Annotated in this window: 13 protein-coding genes; 5 read left to right on the forward strand and 8 right to left on the reverse strand. The window is 44.8% G+C overall.

The window, feature by feature from the left end; translation table 11 throughout:
* The 5 genes from AAA942_RS19540 to ilvD form a co-directional block, all read right to left on the reverse strand.
* On the reverse strand, positions 1-1,509 hold the full coding sequence (locus AAA942_RS19540) for a 2-isopropylmalate synthase (RefSeq protein ID WP_338221991.1): 1,509 nt from the start codon (positions 1,507-1,509) through the stop codon (positions 1-3).
* Between the two features lie 20 nt (positions 1,510-1,529).
* Positions 1,530-2,573 (reverse strand): ketol-acid reductoisomerase, encoded by a 1,044-nt coding sequence (gene ilvC, locus AAA942_RS19545; protein ID WP_338221992.1) that lies wholly within the window; start codon positions 2,571-2,573, stop codon positions 1,530-1,532.
* 134 nt (positions 2,574-2,707) lie between these two features.
* A complete protein-coding gene (ilvN, locus tag AAA942_RS19550) occupies positions 2,708-3,208 on the reverse strand; it encodes an acetolactate synthase small subunit (RefSeq protein WP_338221993.1) in 501 nt (166 codons plus the stop codon).
* Between the two features lie 10 nt (positions 3,209-3,218).
* A complete protein-coding gene (gene ilvB / locus AAA942_RS19555; RefSeq protein ID WP_338221994.1) occupies positions 3,219-4,910 on the reverse strand; it encodes a biosynthetic-type acetolactate synthase large subunit in 1,692 nt (563 codons plus the stop codon).
* Positions 4,911-4,915: 5 nt separating this feature from the next.
* Entirely contained in the window at positions 4,916-6,604 is a 1,689-nt protein-coding gene (ilvD, locus tag AAA942_RS19560; RefSeq protein ID WP_338221995.1) for a dihydroxy-acid dehydratase, read from the reverse strand.
* A 528-nt stretch (positions 6,605-7,132) separates the two neighbouring features.
* On the opposite strand from ilvD, the gene ispE reads away from it, so the two are divergent.
* Positions 7,133-7,939 carry a 4-(cytidine 5'-diphospho)-2-C-methyl-D-erythritol kinase gene (ispE, locus tag AAA942_RS19565; RefSeq protein ID WP_338221996.1) on the forward strand — a complete coding sequence of 269 codons (807 nt, stop codon included), beginning with the start codon at positions 7,133-7,135 and terminating at the stop codon, positions 7,937-7,939.
* Here ispE and AAA942_RS19570 read toward each other — a convergent pair whose 3' ends face one another.
* From AAA942_RS19570 to tgt, 3 genes are read right to left on the reverse strand one after another with little or no spacing between them, the layout of a single operon-like run.
* Positions 7,940-8,854 (reverse strand): DMT family transporter, encoded by a 915-nt coding sequence (locus tag AAA942_RS19570; RefSeq protein ID WP_338221997.1) that lies wholly within the window; start codon positions 8,852-8,854, stop codon positions 7,940-7,942.
* Positions 8,855-9,928 carry an LptF/LptG family permease gene (locus AAA942_RS19575; RefSeq protein ID WP_338221998.1) on the reverse strand — a complete coding sequence of 358 codons (1,074 nt, stop codon included), beginning with the start codon at positions 9,926-9,928 and terminating at the stop codon, positions 8,855-8,857.
* 2 nt (positions 9,929-9,930) lie between these two features.
* Positions 9,931-11,061, reverse strand: coding sequence for a tRNA guanosine(34) transglycosylase Tgt (tgt, locus tag AAA942_RS19580; RefSeq protein WP_338221999.1), 1,131 nt, complete (start codon positions 11,059-11,061; stop codon positions 9,931-9,933).
* Between the two features lie 122 nt (positions 11,062-11,183).
* Here tgt and AAA942_RS19585 point away from each other — a divergent pair, with 122 nt between their 5' ends.
* From AAA942_RS19585 to AAA942_RS19600, 4 genes are all read left to right on the forward strand, one after another.
* Positions 11,184-12,323 (forward strand): glycosyltransferase, encoded by a 1,140-nt coding sequence (locus AAA942_RS19585; protein WP_338222000.1) that lies wholly within the window; start codon positions 11,184-11,186, stop codon positions 12,321-12,323.
* The gene (locus AAA942_RS19590; protein ID WP_338222001.1) at positions 12,314-12,925 is read left to right on the forward strand and encodes a sigma-70 family RNA polymerase sigma factor; all 612 of its coding nucleotides are present in this window, start codon (positions 12,314-12,316) and stop codon (positions 12,923-12,925) included. Before AAA942_RS19585 ends, AAA942_RS19590 begins: the two co-directional genes overlap by 10 nt.
* Positions 12,925-13,569: a 16S rRNA (guanine(527)-N(7))-methyltransferase RsmG gene (gene rsmG, locus AAA942_RS19595; protein WP_338222002.1), complete on the forward strand. Its 645-nt coding sequence runs from the start codon at positions 12,925-12,927 to the stop codon at positions 13,567-13,569. Before AAA942_RS19590 ends, rsmG begins: the two co-directional genes overlap by 1 nt.
* Before the next feature lie 89 nt (positions 13,570-13,658).
* On the forward strand, positions 13,659-14,855 hold the full coding sequence (locus AAA942_RS19600) for an ATP-binding protein (RefSeq protein ID WP_338222003.1): 1,197 nt from the start codon (positions 13,659-13,661) through the stop codon (positions 14,853-14,855).
* Positions 14,856-14,916 lie beyond the last annotated feature (61 nt).

Genomic DNA, 14,916 nt, shown 5'->3' on the forward strand with positions numbered 1-14,916 from the left:
TTAGGCAGTCGCGTATTCTTTGACTGGTATTTTGTTGAGTGCATCGACAAAGGCTTGGGCAGAAGCCAGGACAATGTCTTGATTGGAGGCAAAACCGTAGTAGGGTTTGTCGGATTTGATCAGGCGCATGTGAACTTTAGCCACATCATCACTTCCGTGAGTGATCGCCTGAATGAGGAATTCTTCCAAATCAACCTGTGGCTTTACGATCTTTTCAATAGCTTTTAAAACAGCATCCACAGGACCGACTCCCGAAGAAGAAGCCTCATGTTTTTCCTCCCCGATTTTCAAATGAACTTCCGCTTTCACCGAACCATTGGAGGAATAGCTGACCTTTTCCAATTCAATGAAATTGGACTCCTCCATATATTTCCCTACCAGTTCCAACAGGTCTTTTCGGCCTATATCACGCTTGGAATCAGCCAAAACCAGGAATGCTTCATATACTTCTCGAAGCTCTTCTCCTTCGAGTTCGACTCCCAAAGCATCTAAATGATGCTTCAACGCCGCACGTCCTGATCTTGCGGTCAATACGATGGAAGATTCCTCCACGCCCACCTCTTTTGGGTCGATGATTTCATAGTTTTCTCGATGCTTCAATACCCCATCTTGGTGAATGCCGGAAGAGTGGGCAAACGCATTTCTTCCTACGATCGCCTTGTTGGGCTGCACGGGCATATTCATCAGCTTGGATACCAAGCGGCTGGTCTGATATATTTTCTGAGTCACAATATCCGTGTGAACAGGAATAGATTTGTGGCATTTGATGGCCATGACCACCTCTTCCATTGAGGTGTTTCCGGCTCGCTCTCCTATGCCATTGATGGTCACTTCCACCTGACGAGCCCCATTTTGAACTCCAGCTACCGTATTTGCCGTCGCCATCCCGAGGTCATTGTGGCAGTGAGTAGCGATGATGGCCTTATCGATGTTCGGCACATTGTTTTTCAAGCCTGCTATGATCGCACCGTACTGTTCGGGAAGAGTATACCCCGTTGTATCCGGAATATTGACTACAGTAGCTCCGGCTTTGATTACTTCTTCGATGATTTTGAAGAGAAAATCCGGCTCAGAGCGACCCGCATCTTCTGCATAAAACTCCACATCTTCCACAAAGCGCTTGGCAAACTTCACCGCGGCCACACCCCGACGAATAATTTCATCAGGCGTAGAGCGCAGCTTGTATTGGATGTGATAAGGAGACACTCCAATTCCCGTATGGATTCGGCCTTTTTTGGCGTACTTGAGTGCCGCGGCGGCTACTTCGATGTCCTTTTCTACAGCTCGGGAAAGGGCACAAATGATGGGATTGGAAACGGCTTTTGAAATCTCCTGCACGGAATTGAAATCTCCCGGACTGGAAATCGGAAATCCCGCCTCGATAATATCCACGCCAAGCTCTTCAAGAGCCTTGGCCACTATGATCTTTTCCTGGGTATTGAGCTGGCACCCGGGCACTTGCTCCCCGTCACGCAGGGTCGTATCGAATATCCACAGCTTGTCACTCATAATCTTTCGGGTTTGGGTTTTTAATTATTCTCTGGTCTCAACTGACGGACGACCGCTCCGGCCTGCCACATTTCAGACTCTCGTAGTTCTTTCAATTCAGCCTCCAGCTTTTCTCTGTAATCGGCTTTGGAGTTGGAATCGATGGATTTCTGGGCTTCCTTACCTGTCTTTACTGAATCATAAAGCGCCTCGAAAACCGGCTTGGTGGCATCACGGAAAGGCTTCCACCAGTCCAAAGCACCGCGCTGAGCGGTAGTGGAACAGTTGGCGTACATCCAGTCCATTCCGTTTTCTGCCACCAGAGGCATCAAAGACTGGGTCAATTCTTCTACCGTTTCATTGAATGCCTCGGAGGGAGTATGGCCATTGGCTCTCAATACTTCATACTGGGCTGCAAAAATCCCCTGAATAGCACCCATCAAGGTTCCTCGCTCTCCGGTCAAATCGGAAGTCACCTCACGGTAAAAATCTGTCTCGAATAGATATCCAGAACCAACTCCGATGCCTAAAGCAACCACTCGATCTTTGGCTTTGCCGGTCGCATCCTGATAGATGGCATAGGAAGAGTTCAAGCCTCTGCCTTCGACAAACATTCTTCTCAAGGAAGTGCCTGAGCCTTTTGGAGCTACCAAGATCACATCCACATCAGCTGGCGGGATAATGCCCGTCTTTTCCTTGTAAGTCACGCCAAAACCGTGAGAAAAATACAATGCTTTTCCAGGAGTCAAATGCTTCTTAACCGTTGGCCAAAGGGCAATCTGTCCCGCGTCAGAAAGAAGGAATTGGATGATTGTACCTTTTTCGCAAGCTTCTTCGATTTCAAAAAGAGTCTCACCAGGAACCCAGCCGTCGGCAATGGCCTTGTCCCAAGTTTTGGAGCCGCTTCTTTGGCCTACGATTACGTTGAAGCCATTGTCCTTAAGGTTCAATGCCTGACCTGGTCCCTGGACACCGTAGCCGATGACTGCGATTACTTCATCTTTGAGAACTTCTCTGGCTTTTTCCAAAGGGAATTCATCTCTTGTCACTACGTTTTCCTCAACGTTTCCAAATTTCAATTTCATAAGTGTGTGGTTTGATTTTTAAGGCTTTATAGAATCTCGCCTAGTTGAAGTCCAACTTTTCAGTGAAAGCACCTCGACCGGCTTGATTTCATAGTCTTGGATTTATTTAAAATTTGATGTTCAATAGGTTATACTTATTTCAATAGCGTATCTATAGTTAGCATTCTCCTGGCCACTGCTACTCTTCCTGATCGGGCAAACTCCAGCAAACCATAGCTTTTCAGGATTTCCAACAGTTCTTGGGTTTGCTCCTTGTGTCCGGTGAGTTCGAGTACGACAAACTCCGGCTCTGCAGCAATGATTTTGGCATTGTGCTGCCGGATGATTTTCTCCAAACCTGAATCCAATCGGGTGACCGGTATTTTGTAAAGAGCTATCTCCTGATAAACTACCCCAGAATCTTCGTGATAAAAGGCTTTGATCACATCGATGATTTTTTCGATCTGATTGACCAGATGGATCACTGTTTCTTCACTTACCGTGACTTCAATGGTAATTCGGTGAATTCCGGCAATCCGGCTTTCTGATGCCGTAAGAGCATCGATATTGATTCCTCTTCGGGTGAAAATGATCGTGATCCGGTTGAGTATCCCGATGAAATTCTCTGTGATGACGAAAATGGTATAGCGTTTCATGGGCTTGTGATTAGCTGAGTCTGACTTCTTCTACCGAGCACCCGGTAGCGATCATCGGGAATACATTGTCTTCTTTCTCCACCACCACTTCAAGGAAATAGGGTCCATCATGGATCAGCATATCTTCGATGGCTTCTTTGAGATCTCCTCGCTCAACTACTTTTTGAGCTTTGATTCCATAGGCTTCGGCAAGTTTGATGAAGTCAGGATTATCCAGCTCAGTAAAGGAATAGCGCTTATCAAAAAACATCTGCTGCCATTGCCTTACCATACCCAAGTAGTTGTTGTTGAGCAGAACGATTTTGACTGGAGCCTTGGTCTGCTTAATCGTACCCAATTCTTGAATGGTCATCTGAATTCCGCCGTCTCCAGCTACACAGATTACCTGTCTGGAATAATCATATAGCTGTGCGCCAAGGGCCGCAGGCAATGCAAAACCCATTGTGCCCAATCCGCCTGACGTCACTTGTGTTCTTGGCTTTTTGTAGTTGAAATACCTCCAGGCAATCATCTGATGCTGTCCTACGTCAGTGACCAAGACGGCGTCGTCTGCCTTGTATTGATTGATCTGATGGATCACTTCTCCCATGGTCAGGCCTGTTTTGGTAGGTGTCAGGTCATGCTGGACTACTGAAGATTTTTCCAATTGCTCCAATTCACGGAATTTGGCCATCCAATCTCCGTGTTTCTTTGCCTGAATGGAATCTGTCAACATGGCCAAACTCTCCCGACAATCCCCCTGCACTGCCACAGTTGCTTTCACATTTTTGTTGATTTCCGCAGGGTCCAATTCCAAATGAATCACCTTGGCCTGTTTAGCATAGCGCTTCAAGTCTCCGGTCACCCGGTCATCAAATCGCATTCCCACAGCTATCAATACGTCACATTGATTGGTCAATAGGTTGGGCGCATAATTGCCATGCATTCCCAGCTTTCCGACGAAATTCGGGTGATCTTCTGACAGCGCTCCAGAACCCAAAAGGGTAGAAGCTGCCGGAATTCCCGATTTATCCAGGAAAAACTTCAGTTCTGCCTCCGCTTTACCCAAAACCACTCCCTGACCAAAAAGCAAATAGGGTCTTTCGGCTTGATTGATCAATTCTGCTGCCTGCTGTATGGCCGAAAGGTCAACAGGATGATGAGTCTTATAGGACCTAAACCCTAGGCAAGGCGTATAGTTGAATTCCCCAAAGTCCACTTGGGCATTTTTAGTTATGTCAATCAAAACCGGACCGGGTCGGCCTGAGCGTGCGATATAGAATCCTTTGGCGATAGCAGGAGCAATATCCTCTACCCTTCTCACCTGAATATTCCATTTAGTACCCGGCATGGATATACCGACCACATCCGTCTCTTGGAAAGCATCTGTTCCCAAAAGATGTGCAGCCACCTGTCCAGTAATGCAGACTAAGGGAGTACTGTCAATCTGGGCATCAGCAAGACCCGTAATCAAATTGGTAGCACCCGGGCCTGAAGTAGCTAGGCAGACACCTACTTTTCCAGAAACTCTGGCATAGCCTTGAGCGGCATGGATAGCTCCCTGCTCATGGCGAGTCAACACGTGCTTGATCTGATCATGGTAATCATACAAGGCATCATAAACGGGCATGATCGCACCTCCGGGATAGCCAAAGATAAGCTCCGCCTGCTCGGCAATCAGCGAGCGTACTACAATGTCCGCACCTCTTATCAAGTCCTTCATAGGCTTTAGAATTTGTCGGTAACGCAACCTTCAGAGGCAGTTGCTACGAGTTTATTGTATTTTTTGAGAGTACCCTGTAGGCCTTCAATAGGCTTGGGGGACCATGTTTTCTTTCTTTCTGCAAATTCTGCATCGCTTACTTCCACGGACAAGGATTGATTGTCCGTGTCTATGGTGACCAAATCCCCATCCCTGAGCAAACCAATTGGCCCACCGCACCAGGCTTCCGGAGTGACATGCCCCACTACAAAGCCGTGAGTACCTCCTGAAAATCTGCCGTCGGTAATCAAGGCTACATCTGCACCCAATCCCGCTCCGATAATCATGGAGGTAGGCTTGAGCATTTCCGGCATTCCGGGAGCTCCTTTTGGCCCTACATTTCGGATCACCACCACGTCACCAGCCTGAACTTTGTGGTCTCGGATAGCATTATTGGCCTCCAATTCGGAATCAAATACTTTGGCTGGACCAGTAAATAGTCGCCCCTCTTTTCCGGTAATTTTTGCCACAGCTCCCTCAGGGGCCAGATTTCCGGAAAGGATACAGAGGTGTCCAGTTTCCTTGATCGGGGATTCTACGGGATGGATTACATTGACTTTGGAGGGGATGATGGCCTCTACTTTTTCAAGATTTTCTGCCAAAGTCTTTCCTGTCACCGTCATGCAATCCCCATGGAGGAATCCTTTGTCCAGGAAATACTTCATGAAGGCTGGCAAGCCTCCCTGCTCGTGAAGGTCTTCCATCAAAAACTTACCCGAAGGCTTGAAGTCGCCGATCAGCGGAGTTTTTGCATTTAGGTCTTTGAAATCCTGAAGGGTGAAATCCACCCCTGCTGTTCGGGCTATGGCCAGCGTATGAAGCACTGCATTGGTACTGCCACCAAGAGAAATTACCACTCGAACCGCATTTTCTATACTTTTTCGGGTGATGATATCCTTGGGCTTCAGGTCCTTTTCCAAAAGGATTTGAATGTACTTATTGACCTCACGGCATTCTCTCAATTTTTCCGGTGAATTGGCCGGAAAAGAAGCGGAATAGGGCAAAGACATCCCCATGGCCTCAATTGCCGAAGACATGGTATTGGCTGTGTACATGCCTCCACAGGCACCGGCACCTGGACAGGCATTTCGGATTACGCCATCGTAGTCCTCATCGGAAATGGCACCTTGGATTTTCTTTCCAAAAGCCTCAAAAGCGGAAACGATATTTAGCTTTTCCCCTTTGTAAAGTCCAGAGGCAATCGTACCTCCATAGACCATGATTGCGGGTCGATTGATACGGAGCATTCCGATAATCGCACCGGGCATATTCTTGTCGCAGCCAGCGACTGCAACGCAAGCGTCAAAGGAGTGTCCCAAAATGAAGGATTCGATAGAATCTGCGATGATTTCTCTGGAAACCAAAGAATAGCGCATCCCCAAGGTACCCATTGAAGTGCCATCCGATATCCCAATGGTATTAAAAACCAAACCGGTCAGATCGTATTCCTGCGAGGAGGACTTGATCAGACCGGCGAAGTCATTGAGGTGCATATTGCAGGGATTACTTTCGTATCCGCAACTCGCTATCCCTACAAAGGGCTGCTTCATTTTTTTGTCCGACAGTCCTGTGGCATAAAGCATGGCCTTGCCTGCAGGATGCTCGTCGTTGTCACTGATTTCCCAACTATACTTTTTCAGGTGGTTCTGGGTCATAGGTTCGAATAATAAAAAAGTGCCTCATTGGCGTGAGGCACTTTAGATTTTATATGCTGTATTAGATATGGTCTAGTGCCTCACTTCGAAAATCCGATGAGAATAATAAAGCTTAGCAGGACGACCAATGGGTACATAGCGATTTGGAATAGTGAATGCTTCTATTGAGAATCACAGGACAATATTAAAACCCATTTCCCAGACTTACAATATTTAATTCTTCACAATTCGACCTGCACAAGATTAAATAATATCAAATATGAATTTTTTCAAAATTTAATTTCTTTTTTTCACAGTTATCAAAACCTATATTTTTGAAAGGCTGAAAAAAGGACTCAAATCCAAAATTTTGTTCCGATTTGTAATTTTGATAAAATTCATGAAAAATATTTTCCTTTTATTTAAAGAAAATTTTTCTATCGTTTAAAATCCTTCAAAATTCCCTTGATTTATTAACGATTATTCAATTCCGATCTCAAGCCATCTCCTCCTGAGCATTTCGCTTAAATTTGCCTCAAAGCTTTTCTCATGATCACCTTTCCCAACGCAAAAATCAATCTCGGTCTTCACATTACTTCCAAAAGGAAAGATGGATACCACGACATCGAAACCTGCATGGTCCCGATTCCTCTTTGCGATGCACTGGAAATGGTTTTGGACAAAAAACCGAGCTGGAACTCCTCCGGACTTGCCATCCCTGGAGATCCTAAGGACAATCTGATCCTGAAAGCTGAAAAACTGATCCGGAAAGACTTCCAAGGTCTGCCCAATCTTTCCATTCACCTGCACAAAAACATCCCCATGGGAGCAGGACTTGGTGGAGGATCCGCAGACGGGGCTTTTGCCTTGCAGCTGATGAACAATCTTTTTGACCTGCATCTGGATGATTTCTTTCTGGAAGAATACGCTGCCCAGCTAGGAAGCGACTGTCCATTTTTCATAGAAAATACCCCAAAAATCGCCAGAGGCCGGGGAGAAATCTTAGAACCTATTGATCTCTTGCTAAAAGGTAGCTACCTCGTTTTGATCAATCCAGGTATCCATGTAGGCACCAAAGAAGCCTATGCAGGTGTGACTCCTGCAGCCCCAAAAGTTAATCTTGAAGAGGTATTGGAGGACAGAAGCAGGTGGAAGGCCGAACTAGTCAATGACTTTGAAGCCAGCATTTTCAAAAACCATCCTGAAATCGCCGGGATTAAAGAGAAAATGTATGAAGCCGGAGCTTTTTACTCAGCCATGTCCGGTTCAGGCTCGAGCGTTTTTGGTCTTTTTGAGGAAAAGCCTAATAGTCTTGGCTGGCAAGAAAATTATTTCGTTTTTGAGAGTGCTCTTTGATTAATTGATGAGTTTGACCGCCTTCCTCCTTTTATTCCAATAATTCAATACCGGATAAATCAGAACCGAGATCAGAATTATCAGAGTGCCTAGGTAAAACTGGGGAGTCATTTTTTCACTTTCTCCAAAAACCAGCACAGCCAGCAAAATACCGTAAACCGGCTCCAGATTGATAGTAAGGTTGATTGAAAAAACGGGTAGCCGCTTCATCAGTTCCACGGAAACAGAAAAAGCATAAACAGTACAGATTCCTCCCAAAATCAACAGCCAAAACCAGTCTAAGCCTTTCCAAGTCCATTGGATTGGAGCGCCATCCATTAAAAACGCAGAATAAAACGGCATAAAGAGCAAAGCAAATAAGCTTGCCGCCCCCATCTCATAAAGCGTGATTTGATAAGGTGTATGCCTTTGCGTCAGCCTGCCATTGAGCACAGAAAAAAGAGCCGCCAAAAATGCAGAAACCAAAGCCATGGTCAGGCCCAACCAATACCCAGTCTCAAACTGAAAGATGACAAGCAATCCGGAAATAACAAGTAGGCCCAAGGCCACTTCATACCATTTTATTCGGGTTCGGTTGACCAGCGGCTCCACAAATGCCGTCCAAAGTGAGGTCGTGGCCATTCCTGCAAGGCAAACAGAGGCCGTGGAAACTTTGGCCGACCAAAAGAATAAAATCCAATGCAAGGAGATAATAGCTCCTACACCGGCAATTTTCAAAAGTTCGGGAGTCCTAACCCACATGCTTTCTTTCCTGAATACCATGATCAATGCTACTCCTACGGTAGCAAGGAGAGTTCGATAAAAAACCAATTCAAGAGAAGGAAGGCTGATGAGTAACCCCAAAATCGCCGTAAATCCCCAAATCAGCACAATAAAGTGCAGCATGAGGTAGTCTTTAAGATTGGAATGAATCATTTAGCGGGGAACTGTTTTGTAAAGAACAAGTCCTGTTAATGCAAAAAGAATATTGGGAAGCCAGACGGCAAAAATGGGATATTGAGCTCCGTTTTCGGCAAAGGTTCTCGACAGGATAAAAAGGAGAATGTAAATAAAGGCCAGAAGAAATCCCATCGCAATCTGAAATCCGGATCCTCCCCGGGTCTTTCGGGCGGACATGATCACCCCGATAAAAGTCAGAATCAAAGCTGCAAACGGAGACATGAATCGGACATAGCGCTCGATTCGGTAGTAGTTGACATTGTCAGCACCTCGGTCTTCCAGGATTTTGATCTGCTTGGTCAACTCAGGCAACTTGAGTGTCTCGTGGTGATTTTCCGGCAAATCAAAATCAGCTGGAGTGATAGAAAGCACGGTATCCAACTGCTCTCCCACAGAATAATCTTCCCCATCAGGCCTGAGCTTTCTCAATCTCCAGTTCATAACCTTCCAGGCATTGGTGGTGGTATCCCAGAGAATCCGATCCGCCGAAAGCTTGGAAATCAACTCCCCATCGCGAATTTCTTCCAATGTGAAATTATACCCTGTATTTCCTGTACGAAAAAATCTGCTTAGATAAGCATAGGTATCCGGTCCCACTTTGATATGGATGTTAGGATCGGTAGAAGCTCGGCCTTTATCCAAATACTTGATCCTAAACTCGGTCACTCCTGCAGTTGCTCCCGGAAGTACCCAGCCATTTAACACAAAGCTGATCGCGCCAATCATGACTGCAGCTGAAAGAAACGGAACCAAAAGCCGGATAAAACTTACTCCCGAACTCAGAATGGCAATAATTTCTGTCCTGCCAGCCATTTTGGAAGTGATAAAAATAACGGCGATAAATACGGTAATCGGAGTCAGGAGATTGTTCAGATAGAGCCCGTAGTTGCCCATATATCGGAGGATTTCCCCCGAAGGAACTTCATTTCGGATATAGGTGTCGTTTTTTTCTGTGAAGTCCAAAACCAAAACAATCAGGATGAGCATGACCACTACAAAAAAGTAGGTCTTTAGAAACTCCTTGATGATCAGCCAATCCAGTATTTTCATGATTATAGTCTCGTGCTTACTTTTTTCACCATCTGATCCTTCCAAACGGCAAAATCTCCGGCAAGGATGTGCTCCCTAGCTTGCCCTACCAGCCAGAGATAAAAAGCTAAATTATGAATACTGGCAATTTGAGCGGCCAAAATTTCCTTAGAAATAGTTAAATGCCTCAAATATGCTTTGGAGTAAAAGGTGCTGGCATAGTTGCCAATCGCAGGATCTATTGATGAAAAATCATCCTTCCATTTTTCATTACGGATATTGATGATTCCTTCCGAAGTGAAAAGCATTCCGTTTCGGGCATTTCGGGTCGGCATCACGCAGTCAAACATATCCACGCCCAAGGCAATGCATTCCAGAATATTGGCCGGAGTTCCCACTCCCATCAAATATCGGGGTTTGTCCTGTGGCAAAATTGCAGTCACTTCCTCAGTCATCTCGTACATCATCTCTGCTGGCTCCCCAACCGAAAGGCCACCGATAGCATTTCCTTCCCTGTTACGGGAAGCGATGAATTCCGCACTTTGCTTTCGAAGATCTTTGTAAACCGAACCCTGAACAATCGGAAAAAGAGTTTGGCTGTAGCCATATTTCCCTTCCGTGGCATCAAATCGATTAATGCAGCGATCCAGCCATCGATGGGTCATTTCCATGGAATTGCGGGCATACCCGTACTCGCAAGGATAGGGAGTACACTCATCAAAAGCCATGATTATATCTGCTCCGATTGTCCGCTGGATGTCCATTACCCCTTCCGGAGAAAAGACGTGCTTGGAACCGTCAATGTGGGATTTGAAGGTCACGCCTTCTTCTTTGATTTTGCGGGTTCCAGCAAGAGAAAAGACCTGATACCCTCCTGAGTCCGTCAAAATCGGCCGATCCCAACCGTTGAATCGGTGAAGCCCCCCTGCTTTTTCCAAAATATCCAACCCCGGACGCAGGTAAAGATGATAGGTGTTTCCTAAAATTATCTGAGCCTGAATGTCTTCCTTCAACTCCCGCTGATGAACAGCTTTGACCGTTCCTGCTGTACCAACTGGCATAAAAATAGGAGTTTGGATGGTGCCATGATCGGTCTGTATCTGTCCGGCACGGGCTTGGGATTGAGCGTCTTTTTTCTCTAAAGTAAACTTCATGGGGTAGATTATTTCCGTAAACCCATTGGTTTTCACCAAAGAGTTTGGACTCGCAAAAATATCCACTTATTCCTAAATGACTTGCTGAAATAGATTTTATATTTGCCCAGCAAAATCGACCTATGGGCCTATTTTTACTTTGGTTTCTCTTTGGCATTGGTATTCTTATTCAGGCAGTTTATCTCCTGTTGATATTTGGTAGGACCGCTTGGTCCAAGACTCCATCTTCTTCCAGTTCTGCTTCAGAATCGGCAGAAGGAGTCACTGTCTTGATATCTGCACACAACGAATACCACAACCTGAAGAAGCTGATTCCCAAGCTTTTTGAACAGGAATACCCCAAGTACGATGTCATGATCGTGAACGATCGAAGTACAGATCGCACCAAACGACTTTTGGAAGAAATGATGGCAGAATATCCCCGCCTCAGATCCGTGACTGTCAAATACACACCCAATCACGTCACTTCCAAAAAATATGCATTGACCTTGGGTATCAAAGTGGCGAAGTACGACGTCATCCTTTTGACTGACGCAGATTGTATGCCTTCCACCCCTCAATGGATAGAAAAAATGACCGCTCCGGTACGAGACGAAGGAAAAACCTTTGCTTTGGGATTTTCGGGCTATGAATCCAAAAAAGGCATGCTAAATGCTTGGATTCAGTTTGAAACCTTACTGACTGGATTGTTATACCTTTCCTTTGGATTGTGGAAAGCACCTTTCATGGGTGTCGGAAGAAACTTGTGCTACCGCAAGAGCTTCTTCATGGATGTAAAAGCATTTAAAGGAATCTGGCATTTGGAAGGTGGGGATGACGACTTGTTTGTCAATGCCTACGCTACCGGGAAAAATACCGGATTGGTCATTGACCCGGAAGCTTCGACCCTTTCCTTGCCAAAGGAAACTTGGAAGGAATATCTGATTCAAAAGAAGCGTCATCTCCATGCAGGAAAATACCTCAGAGGAGAAGACAAGCGAAAAATAGGACTTTACTCTTTTTCCCATGCATTATTCTGGATTGGTGGCCTGGGCTTATTGATCTATTTGGGAGTTTTCAAGCAATGGGAACAATTTTTGGTCGTTTTCAGTATTATCACCATGAGGGTTATTTTGGTTTGGAGTATTTTCCGCTCCGCTTCCAAAAGAATCCAAGGCAAGGTAAAGGTATCCCAAACCCTGATTCACGATTTGTTTTACCTCGCTTATTTCTGGGTTTTGGGCACAGTTTCCTACCAGGCAAAAGACATCAAATGGAAATAAACGAACGAGGTTTTTCAAACAAAGCGCTTCAGGACTTTGATCTGATTGACAAAGCAGTCATCGAAAAAGATCAGACAGCCTATGCTACCCTGATGAAGCGGTACAAAAAGGCCGTTTATTTCATGATCTTAAAAATGATCCGAGATGCAGATGATGCCGAGGACCTGACTATGGAGGCCTTCGCCAAAGCCTTTAGAAACCTTCACCGGTTCAAAAAGGACTACACCTTTTCTACTTGGCTGTTTCGTATTGCTACCAACAATACCATTGACTTTATCCGAAAGAAAAAGCTCAAAACCATGAGCTTGAACAATACACTATCGGATGACAGCGGGAACTCGGTCAATATCGATGTAGAAGATGACGACAACAATCCTCAGGATGAATTCATCAGATCCCAACGTATCGAGATGGTGAGGATTTTCGTGGATAAGCTTCCTGCCAAATACAGAAAGCTTGTCCAACTTCGCTATTTCGATGAACTCTCCTACGAAGAGATTGCCCAAGAATTGGAAAAACCCCTCGGAACCGTAAAAGCCCAGCTTCACCGCTCTCGAGAGTTGCTGTACGAAATCGCCTCAGGCAAAGAAAAACACATCTGATGAACTCCGGCACCCAGCTGATTATTTCTTACTTTCCTGACCTCACCGAGAAGCAAATCGAGCAATTTGACCGCTTGCAAGAGCTCTATGAAGACTGGAATGCCAAAATCAACGTGATCAGCCGCAAGGATATGGATCAGTTTTATGTCCATCACGTGCTGCATTCCTTGGGAATTGCCAAAGTCATGCGCTTTCAACCGGGTACCAAAGTACTCGACATTGGTACTGGGGGTGGTTTCCCGGGGATTCCGATGGCCATTCTTTTTCCCGACACCCACTTCCATTTGGTTGATTCGATTGGAAAAAAGATCACCGTGGTCAAGGAAGTCGCCAAAGAACTCAAACTAAGAAATGTCGAAGCCCAGCAGGCTAGAGCCGAGACTTTGGTGCGGAAATATGACTTTGTGATCAGCCGGGCTGTGACTCGAATGATTAATTTTTATCCTTGGGTGAAAGGGAAAATCAAAAAAGAAGACTTCAACGAGTTTCCCAATGGCATCCTTTATCTCAAAGGTGGGGATGTGGATGAAGAAATGGAAGAAACCGGCAAGTCCTATGTCACTTACCACTTGAGTGATTACTTCAAAGAGGATTTCTTTGAGACCAAAAAGGTGGTTTACATGCCTTGGGAAGATAAAAGGTAGGAGACTGCATCTTTGAAGAGTCAGTATTTTTAACTTATTGCACCTTTGAAGATACAATTTTTTATTATTTTTGTATCTTCAAAGATACAATGGAAGTCCTTCTAAAAAGATATCAGTCTCTTCTATCTACAGTCCAGCTGGAATTTGATAGGAATCTATCCTCCAAGATCAACTGGGAGGCAAGAGCTATTGGGCTAAAAGGAGCTCGGGGAACTGGTAAATCCACATTAATGCTTCAGCAAATCAAAAAGAAGGGAGACTTTTCCAAATCAGTATATATTTCCTTAGACGACCTCTATTTCAAAAGTAATACTGTGCTAGAAACTGCTGAGCGCCTTTATCGAGATGGAATCCGAAATCTTTACTTGGACGAAGTCCATAAATACCAAGATTGGCAAAGGGAAATCAAAAACTTGTATGACTTCTATCCCGATCTGAAGTTGATCATTTCTGGCTCTTCAATTCTTGAGCTGCAAAAGTCAAGTGTGGATCTTAGCCGAAGAGTTCTTTTTTATGAATTAACAAGCCTTTCATTTCGAGAATTTTTAGAGTTGAAATATGGGATCTTTATTCCAAAATTCACACTGGAAGAACTGCAGAAAAATCATATTTCAATCGCACAGAGCATCAAAGAAAAGCTGGATTCACCTCTAACTTATTTTCATGAGTTTTTAGAATTCGGCGCTTATCCGTACTTCATAGAAGGAATTGCAGATTTCAGCTATAGACTTCAGCAGGTAGTCAATGTGGTAATCGATTATGATTTACCCGAGGCCAAAGACATCTCTGTAAGTACCCAAAATAAACTGAAAAAGCTCCTCTTTATACTCTCAGAATCAGTTCCATTCACTCCAAATATTTCAAAACTGGCAACCCAACTCGAAACGACTCGGCCTATTTTAACTGAAATGTTGCACTTGCTAGAGGAATCACGCTTGGTCAGAAATCTTCGATCCGCCACCAAAGGAAATTCACTGCTTAATAAGCCCGAAAAAATCTACCTTTCAAACACCAGTTTAATCCATAGTTTTTCAGAAAAGGGAAGAAATCAAGGAAATCTCCGAGAGACTTTTGCAATTGACCAACTTCAAAACGCAGGCTATTCAGTTACTTTCCCAAAAAAAGGAGATTTCCTTGTTGATGAAACCTATTTATTGGAAATCGGCGGGATAGGAAAAGACTCCTCCCAAGTTTCGGATTTTGAAAACCACCTCATCTTTTCTGATGATCTGGAAATAGGCTGGGGAAGAAAGCTACCCTTGTTTTTGCTTGGTTTCTTCTATTGAAATCCAAGATCCTAATCTGTACAATTTCAAAGTTAAAATTTCATTACTACCTGATTTTCAA

The sequence above is a fragment of the Algoriphagus sp. oki45 genome (assembly GCF_036245605.1).
GTDB lineage: Bacteria > Bacteroidota > Bacteroidia > Cytophagales > Cyclobacteriaceae > Algoriphagus.

Excerpts from the sequence above, each read along its gene's own strand:
- AAA942_RS19540 (WP_338221991.1), bottom strand. The coding sequence starts at position 1,509 with ATGAGTGACAAGCTGTGGATATTCGATACGACCCTGCGTGACGGGGAG.
- AAA942_RS19575 (WP_338221998.1), bottom strand. The coding sequence starts at position 9,928 with ATGAAAATACTGGATTGGCTGATCATCAAGGAGTTTCTAAAGACCTAC.
- rsmG (WP_338222002.1), top strand. The coding sequence starts at position 12,925 with ATGAACTCCGGCACCCAGCTGATTATTTCTTACTTTCCTGACCTCACC.
- AAA942_RS19570 (WP_338221997.1), bottom strand. The coding sequence starts at position 8,854 with ATGATTCATTCCAATCTTAAAGACTACCTCATGCTGCACTTTATTGTG.
- ispE (WP_338221996.1), top strand. The coding sequence starts at position 7,133 with ATGATCACCTTTCCCAACGCAAAAATCAATCTCGGTCTTCACATTACT.
- tgt (WP_338221999.1), bottom strand. The coding sequence starts at position 11,061 with ATGAAGTTTACTTTAGAGAAAAAAGACGCTCAATCCCAAGCCCGTGCC.
- ilvC (WP_338221992.1), bottom strand. The coding sequence starts at position 2,573 with ATGAAATTGAAATTTGGAAACGTTGAGGAAAACGTAGTGACAAGAGAT.
- AAA942_RS19585 (WP_338222000.1), top strand. The coding sequence starts at position 11,184 with ATGGGCCTATTTTTACTTTGGTTTCTCTTTGGCATTGGTATTCTTATT.
- ilvD (WP_338221995.1), bottom strand. The coding sequence starts at position 6,604 with ATGACCCAGAACCACCTGAAAAAGTATAGTTGGGAAATCAGTGACAAC.
- AAA942_RS19590 (WP_338222001.1), top strand. The coding sequence starts at position 12,314 with ATGGAAATAAACGAACGAGGTTTTTCAAACAAAGCGCTTCAGGACTTT.
- AAA942_RS19600 (WP_338222003.1), top strand. The coding sequence starts at position 13,659 with ATGGAAGTCCTTCTAAAAAGATATCAGTCTCTTCTATCTACAGTCCAG.
- ilvB (WP_338221994.1), bottom strand. The coding sequence starts at position 4,910 with ATGAAGGACTTGATAAGAGGTGCGGACATTGTAGTACGCTCGCTGATT.
- ilvN (WP_338221993.1), bottom strand. The coding sequence starts at position 3,208 with ATGAAACGCTATACCATTTTCGTCATCACAGAGAATTTCATCGGGATA.